The organism is Streptosporangium sp. NPDC003464, assembly GCF_053588315.1.
This window is the reverse complement of sequence record NZ_JBSFPS010000403.1, coordinates 1-6,134: the sequence shown is the minus strand read 5'-3', so window position 1 is coordinate 6,134 and position 6,134 is coordinate 1. Positions and strand designations below refer to the sequence as shown.

General features: G+C 70.7%; 8 protein-coding genes and 1 pseudogene. 8 read left to right on the top strand and 1 reads right to left on the bottom strand.

Annotation, left to right across the window (positions count from 1 at the left end; genetic code table 11):
- Positions 1 to 154: 154 nt before the first annotated feature.
- Positions 155 to 1,252, bottom strand: a complete 1,098-nt coding sequence (locus ACWDS7_RS45685; RefSeq protein ID WP_451934391.1) for a hypothetical protein — start codon at positions 1,250 to 1,252, stop codon at positions 155 to 157.
- Between the two features lie 269 nt (positions 1,253 to 1,521).
- Between ACWDS7_RS45685 and rpsP the strand changes: the two genes are divergently transcribed.
- The 8 genes and pseudogenes from rpsP to ACWDS7_RS45645 form a co-directional block, all read left to right on the top strand.
- Positions 1,522 to 1,983 carry a 30S ribosomal protein S16 gene (rpsP, locus tag ACWDS7_RS45680; RefSeq protein WP_451934390.1) on the top strand — a complete coding sequence of 154 codons (462 nt, stop codon included), beginning with the start codon at positions 1,522 to 1,524 and terminating at the stop codon, positions 1,981 to 1,983.
- A gap of 1 nt (position 1,984) precedes the next feature.
- Positions 1,985 to 2,227: an RNA-binding protein gene (locus ACWDS7_RS45675; protein WP_012888562.1), complete on the top strand. Its 243-nt coding sequence runs from the start codon at positions 1,985 to 1,987 to the stop codon at positions 2,225 to 2,227.
- Positions 2,228 to 2,316: 89 nt separating this feature from the next.
- Entirely contained in the window at positions 2,317 to 2,832 is a 516-nt protein-coding gene (gene rimM, locus ACWDS7_RS45670) for a ribosome maturation factor RimM (RefSeq protein ID WP_451934389.1), read from the top strand.
- A 1-nt stretch (position 2,833) separates the two neighbouring features.
- Positions 2,834 to 3,601, top strand: a complete 768-nt coding sequence (gene trmD / locus ACWDS7_RS45665; protein WP_451934388.1) for a tRNA (guanosine(37)-N1)-methyltransferase TrmD — start codon at positions 2,834 to 2,836, stop codon at positions 3,599 to 3,601.
- 268 nt (positions 3,602 to 3,869) lie between these two features.
- Complete coding sequence (gene rplS / locus ACWDS7_RS45660; protein WP_306856604.1) at positions 3,870 to 4,223, top strand: 50S ribosomal protein L19; 354 nt, start codon at positions 3,870 to 3,872, stop codon at positions 4,221 to 4,223.
- 151 nt (positions 4,224 to 4,374) lie between these two features.
- Positions 4,375 to 5,238, top strand: a complete 864-nt coding sequence (gene lepB / locus ACWDS7_RS45655) for a signal peptidase I (protein WP_306856606.1) — start codon at positions 4,375 to 4,377, stop codon at positions 5,236 to 5,238.
- A gap of 9 nt (positions 5,239 to 5,247) precedes the next feature.
- Positions 5,248 to 5,874: a signal peptidase I gene (gene lepB, locus ACWDS7_RS45650; RefSeq protein ID WP_451934387.1), complete on the top strand. Its 627-nt coding sequence runs from the start codon at positions 5,248 to 5,250 to the stop codon at positions 5,872 to 5,874.
- Positions 5,875 to 5,963: 89 nt separating this feature from the next.
- Positions 5,964 to 6,134 (top strand): annotated as a pseudogene (locus tag ACWDS7_RS45645) (ribonuclease HII); the annotation flags it as partial.

Sequence of the window (6,134 nt, the reverse complement as noted above, 5' to 3'; positions counted from 1 at the left end):
GCATCCTGACGACTCCTTCGATCCTCCCCTGGAGCAGCCATGCACCTGCACCATAGCGACACCTTCCCTGACGGCCACGCCCATGGCCCCGGCGGTCATCCCGGACCACCCTGCACGGCCGTCCCGGACCATCCCCGCCCGGTCGTCCGGATGCTCACGCCGGAGGCCGTGCGCAGCCGGCCGGGGCGGCCAGCGCGGTCAGCAGCGACTCGACGGGGGCCGGTGCGGCGGCCGGGACGGGGGCCGGTGCGGTGACCGGCCCCGAGGAGCCCGCCGAGGAGGCGGGCGTGGCGGCCGGCCCCGGGATGGCGGCGGGCGCCCAGAACGGGACGGGTGCCGGTACGGCGGCGGGTCCCAGGAATGGGATGGGTGCCGGGGTGGCGGCGGGTCCCAGGAATGGGATGAGTGCCGGTGCGGCGGCGGGTCCCAGGAGCGGGGCGGGCGCCGGCGCCGGGGTGGCGGCCGGCGCGGGTTCGGAGAACGGGGCGAGGCTCGGGGTGAAGTCCGACGCCGGAGACGGGGCGGGACGCGGTGTCACGCCGGCGCCGGCGCAGTGGACACCGGTGCCGCCGAGGATCACCTCGGCCAGTGGCCCGTCGTGGACGAGGCCGCCCGAGGCGTCGAGCATGCGCCCGCTGATCGCGAGGGTCATCCCGGCCTCGGCGCGCGGGGCGGTCCGCCGTACGTCGGTCCTGACGACAGTGAGCACCGCGCTCCCGACCCCGGGATAGCCGAGCTGGGCGCCCGTCGCCGGGATGACCGTCGTGCCCGCCTCGACCGGCCGGCCGAGCACGGTCACGCTACCGGGCGCGGCCAGGACCGAGGCGCTCGCCGGGCCGGACGGCCGCCACCTGACGCCGGTCGTCACCGTGCCCGTCACCAGCAGCGGCTGCCCGGCTCGGGGGTTGAGCCTGAGCCGCCTGACGTCGAACCGGCTGGTCGCCTCCCAGGAGACCGGCGCGGCGACCCTCGCCCGCAGCCGCCTGCCGCCCAGTGAGACGAAGGCGCGGACGCCGTCGGGGTCCGCCCAGTCGCCGTCGTCCTCACCCCCGGAAGGGCCGGCGAAGGCGCGGCCCCAGCTGCCGGCGAACGCCTCCTGGCCGAGTGCGGGAATGCCGTGGACCTCCAGTTCGACGCCTCTGGCCAGGACCGACCCGCCGGTGGCGGCGGACGCTCTCATGGCCAGCACGGCGCCCAGGACGGCGAGGGAACCGGTCGCGGTCAGCAGCAGGGATCTCAGGGTGGTTGCCACGGCGGCCATTTAGCGCAGCAGGGCGCTGCGGCCGGTGCCCCGGACACACGGGGATTACCGAGATTTGCCCTCGGTGGGCCGGACGGAATGGGCGTTGTTTGGCTGGGCACTCCCGTACATCTGGCACAATGACATGTTGGAACATCGTGACCACGTGGGTGCCCTCTCACCCCCGCGTGCCGCGCCTGTCCCTACGGGCGGTCCTCTCCTCGTGCCCCACTCGATGAGATGCCGTTCACCCACGCTCTAATGCAGGAGAGACCACACCAGTGGCAGTCAAGATCAAGCTCAAGCGGCTCGGCATGATCCGCAACCCGCAGTACCGCGTCGTCATCGCCGACAGCCGCACCAAGCGTGACGGCCGGGCGATCGAGGAGATCGGCCTGTACCACCCGAAGGAGAACCCCTCGCGCATCGAGATCGATGCCGAGCGGGCGGCTTACTGGCTGGGTGTCGGCGCGCAGCCGACCGAGCCCGTGCTGAAGCTCCTCAAGCTCACCGGTGACTGGCAGAAGTTCAAGGGCGAGCCGGCTCCGGCTCCGCTCAAGGTCGCCGAGCCCAAGGCCGACCGTCACGCCGCCTACGAGGCCGCGGCCAAGGAGGCGCTGTCCCTGGACGCCGCCGCCACCACGCCGAAGAAGTCGGCCAAGAAGCCGGTGAAGGCCGACGAGACCGCCGCTGAGACCCCGGCTGAGCCGGTCGCGGAGGAGAAGCCGGAAGGCGAGGCCTGAGATGCTCGAGGAGGCCCTCGAGCACCTGGTGAAGGGCATCGTCGAACATCCCGACGAGGTCCAGGTTCACGCTCGCCGCATCCGCAGCGGGCGTGTGCTTGAGGTCCGGGTCCACCCCGAGGACCTCGGCAAGGTCATCGGCCGTGGTGGCCGTACGGCCAAGGCGCTGCGCACCGTCGTGAACGCCTTGGGCGACGGCAAATACGTCCGGGTCGATCTGCTCGACCTGAACGAGGCCCGCTAGCCGACGCGATCCATCGAGTGAACGGGTCACCCATCCAGTGGGTGGCCCGTTTGCTTTCTGCCACACACGACTAACTTTGGGAGGCGGGCGTGCAGCTTGTCATAGGCCGGATCGGCCGCCCGCACGGACTCCGCGGCGACGTGTCCGTGGAGGTCCGCACCGATGACCCGGAGGGGCGCTTCGCCCCGGGCACGGCCGTCGCCACCGACCCCGCGTCGACCGGTCCGCTCGTCGTCGAGTCCCGGCGCTGGCACTCAGGAGTCCTGCTGGTCAGGTTCGAGGGCGTCAACGACCGCGACCGCGCCGAGGCGCTCCGCGGCACCACGCTCGTCATCGACTCGGCGGACATCCCGCCCTCCGAGGACCCCGACGAGTTCTACGACCACCAGCTCATCGGCCTCACCGTGGTCACCCCCGACGGCGAGAGGGTCGGGGAGGTGACCGACGTCCTCCACCACGGTCAGGACCTGCTCGTCGTACGGCGGGGCACGGCCGAGGTCTACGTGCCGTTCGTGAAGGCGCTGGTCCCCGTGATCGACCTGGACAAGGGCCTCCTCGTCGTGGACGGGCCCGCCGGCCTGCTCGACCCGGACCAGGCCGTCTGACATGCGCATCGACGTCATCTCGATCTTCCCCGAATACTTCGCCCCGCTCGACGTCTCCCTCATCGGCAAGGCCCGTGAGCGCGGCATCCTCGACGTCCACCTCCACCAGCTCCGCGACTGGGCCCACGACGTGCACCGCACGGTGGACGACACCCCCTACGGGGGCGGGCCCGGAATGGTCATGAAGCCCGAGCCGTGGGGCGAGGCCATCGACACCGTCCTCGCCGCCGGCCCCGGCGCGCAGCCCCGGATCATCGTGCCGACCCCCAGCGGGGTGCCCTTCACCCAGAAGCTGGCCATGGAGTACGCCCGCGAACCGTGGCTGCTGTTCACCCCGGCCCGCTACGAGGGCATCGACTCCCGGGTCATGGCCGAGTACGGCTCGCGCATGCGCGTGGACGAGGTCAGCATCGGCGACTACGTGCTCGCCGGCGGCGAGGTGGCGGTGCTGGTGATGGTGGAGGCCGTCGGGCGGCTGCTGCCCGGCGTGCTCGGCAACGCCCACTCGGCCGTGGACGACTCGTTCGCGCCGGGGGCGATGGAGAACCTCCTGGAGGGGCCGGTCCACACCAAGCCGCCCGAGTGGCGGGGGCGCGAGGTCCCGGAGATCCTGCTCTCCGGGCACCACGGGAAGATCGCCCGGTGGCGGCGGGACGAGGCGCTCCGCCGTACCGCGAAGAACCGGCCCGAGCTGCTGTCGGCGCTCGATCCGGAGAGCCTGGACAAGCATGACCGCCAGGTCCTGGCGGAGCTCGGCTTCTCCGGCTGACCGCCGGGATCAGGGCGGCGGGCCGCCCGTCGTCCCCGGGCCGCGGGGCCGGTCCGCCGGGGCGTTCTGACTGGTTGATTTCCGGTCGGTCGCGAAAATATGGCAGACTGAACCGTTGCCGCCGACTGTCCGCTGGTTGGCGCGCGCCGTCGGGCAGAGGGCCTGACTCCCAAGACACAGTCCAATTCAGCACGCGTGTCCATCATGATGCCGCTCCGTCGCGGCCGGATGGACCTCCGGGTGCTCGCGTAAATGAGGTACCACTGCCATGCACACGCTGATCACTGAGCTTGAGAAGGCCACGCTCCGCAGCGACATCCCGGACTTCCGCCCCGGTGACACGCTCGAAGTGCACGTCCGAGTGATCGAGGGCACCCGCTCCCGTGTCCAGGTCTTCAAGGGCTTCGTCCTGCGTCGCCAGGGCAGTGGCGCCCGTGAGACCTTCACCGTCCGCAAGGTCAGCTACAGCGTCGGCGTCGAGCGCACCTTCCCGGTGCACAGCCCGGTCATCGAGAAGATCGCCCTGGTGACCCGTGGCGACGTCCGCCGCGCCAAGCTCTACTACATGCGCGACCTGCGCGGCAAGGCCGCCCGCATCCGCGAGAAGCGCGACGCCCGCTAGAGCCCGCGCCGTGCCGTCCTGGCCCGTCCCCCTCCCGGGGTGCGGGCCAGCCGTGTGCAAGGAGGGTTTTGACCTCCTATGGGCAAGACGCATAGCCATGGTGACCCGACGGGCAGTCGGATGACATCGACCATCATCTAGGCTCGTCACGATGACTAGCGAAGACCGGGAGTACGGCACGGCCTCGCGTCGGCCTGTCGAGGACGAGGTGGGCGTGGTCGCCGAAGACGCACAGAAGACCGCCGAGAGCGACAAGGACAAGAAGAAGGGCTCCTTCTGGAAGGAGCTCCCCGTCCTGGTCGTCGTCGCGCTGGTCCTCGCGCTGTTGATCAAGACCTTCGTGATCCAGGCGTTCTACATCCCGTCGGAGTCGATGGAGAACACCCTCCTGACGAACGACCGGGTGCTGGTGAACAAGCTCGTCTACCACACCCGTGACATCGAGCGCGGTGACATCGTGGTCTTCTCCGGCGTGGACTCCTGGGACGGCGAGGTCCAGTTGCCGGAGCCGTCCAACCCGGTCTCCGCCTTCTTCCGCTGGGTCGGCACCGCCTTCGGGGTGGTCCCCGGCGAGAAGGACTACATCAAGCGCGTCATCGGCGTCCACGGCGACACCGTGAAGTGCTGTGACGTCCAGGGGCGGGTCACGGTCAACGGGGTGCCCCTCGACGAGCGGGACTACCTCTACCCGGGTGACCTGCCCTCCCGCGATCCCTTCGAGGTCAAGGTCCCGGAGGGCCGCCTGTGGGTCATGGGCGACCACCGCGCGGTCTCCCTCGACTCCCGCTCCCACACCGGCGACCCCGGCGGCGGGACGATCCCGGTGGACAAGGTGGTCGGCCGTGCCTTCGTGATCGTGTGGCCCTTCTCCAGAGCTAAGATCCTCCCCATCCCCGACACCTTCCAGCAGCCCGCGCTCAAGGCGGCCGCCGCGGCCGGAGCGGTCCCGCTCCTCGGCGGCCTCGCGGGAGCCGTGCCGCTGGTGCTGTGGCGTCGTCGGCTTTCAAGGCGGTAGCCGTACCTCATGACTGTGGAACCCGATAGCAAGTCCGCGGAATCCGAGAGCAAGAAGGCAGAACCCCGCAAGGGCAGACTGCGCGAGACGGTCGCCCTGATCGTGTCCGGCGTGGTGGTGGCGCTGCTGCTGCAGGCGTTCGTCGTCCAGCCCTTCAAGATCCCGTCGGAGTCGATGGAGAACACCCTGCGGGAAGGCGACCGGGTGGTCGTCAACAAGCTGCACGGTGAGACCGAGCGCGGTGACGTGGTGGTCTTCAAGGGCTGGCCGGGCGGCGACACCATCAAACGGGTCATCGCGGTCGGCGGCGACACCGTGAAGTGCTGTGACGCCCAGAACCGGATCACCGTCAACGGGGTCCCGATCGACGAGAAGGCCTACCTGCACCCCGACGACTTCGCCGCGGGCGGCAAGTTCGAGAAGGTCGTGCCCAAGGGGCGGCTCTGGGTCATGGGTGACCACCGCTCGGCCTCCGCGGACTCGCGCGACCACGAGGAGCAGGAGGGCGAGGGCACGATCTCCGAGGACGACGTGATCGGCCGGGCCTTCGCGATCTTCTGGCCGTTCTCCCGCGCGACGGTCCTCTCGACGCCCGAGATCTTCGCCAGGCCGGAGATCTTCGCCACGGCGAAGTAGGGACAGCCCCGCCAAGGTGAGATAGCGGTACCGAACGGTCCGGATGGGGCGTACTCTCGGGTCATGGTCGCTATGTCTGCCGTGGTGCCATGACGGTTGCGTTCCGCCCCACGCCGAGTGTGGTCCGGCGGGATTCGGGACTGTACGGCTACGAGCGGGCTCTGGCCCGCCGTGGGCTGGGTCCCGTGGCCGGCGTCGACGAGGCCGGCCGGGGCGCCTGCGCCGGCCCGCTGGTGGTCGCCGCGGTGGTCCTCAGCCGC

Bases quoted from the DNA above. Each gene is read 5' to 3' on its own strand.
- lepB (WP_451934387.1), top strand. From the start codon at position 5,248: ATGACTGTGGAACCCGATAGCAAGTCCGCGGAATCCGAGAGCAAGAAG.
- rplS (WP_306856604.1), top strand. From the start codon at position 3,870: ATGCACACGCTGATCACTGAGCTTGAGAAGGCCACGCTCCGCAGCGAC.
- ACWDS7_RS45675 (WP_012888562.1), top strand. From the start codon at position 1,985: ATGCTCGAGGAGGCCCTCGAGCACCTGGTGAAGGGCATCGTCGAACAT.
- lepB (WP_306856606.1), top strand. From the start codon at position 4,375: ATGACTAGCGAAGACCGGGAGTACGGCACGGCCTCGCGTCGGCCTGTC.
- trmD (WP_451934388.1), top strand. From the start codon at position 2,834: ATGCGCATCGACGTCATCTCGATCTTCCCCGAATACTTCGCCCCGCTC.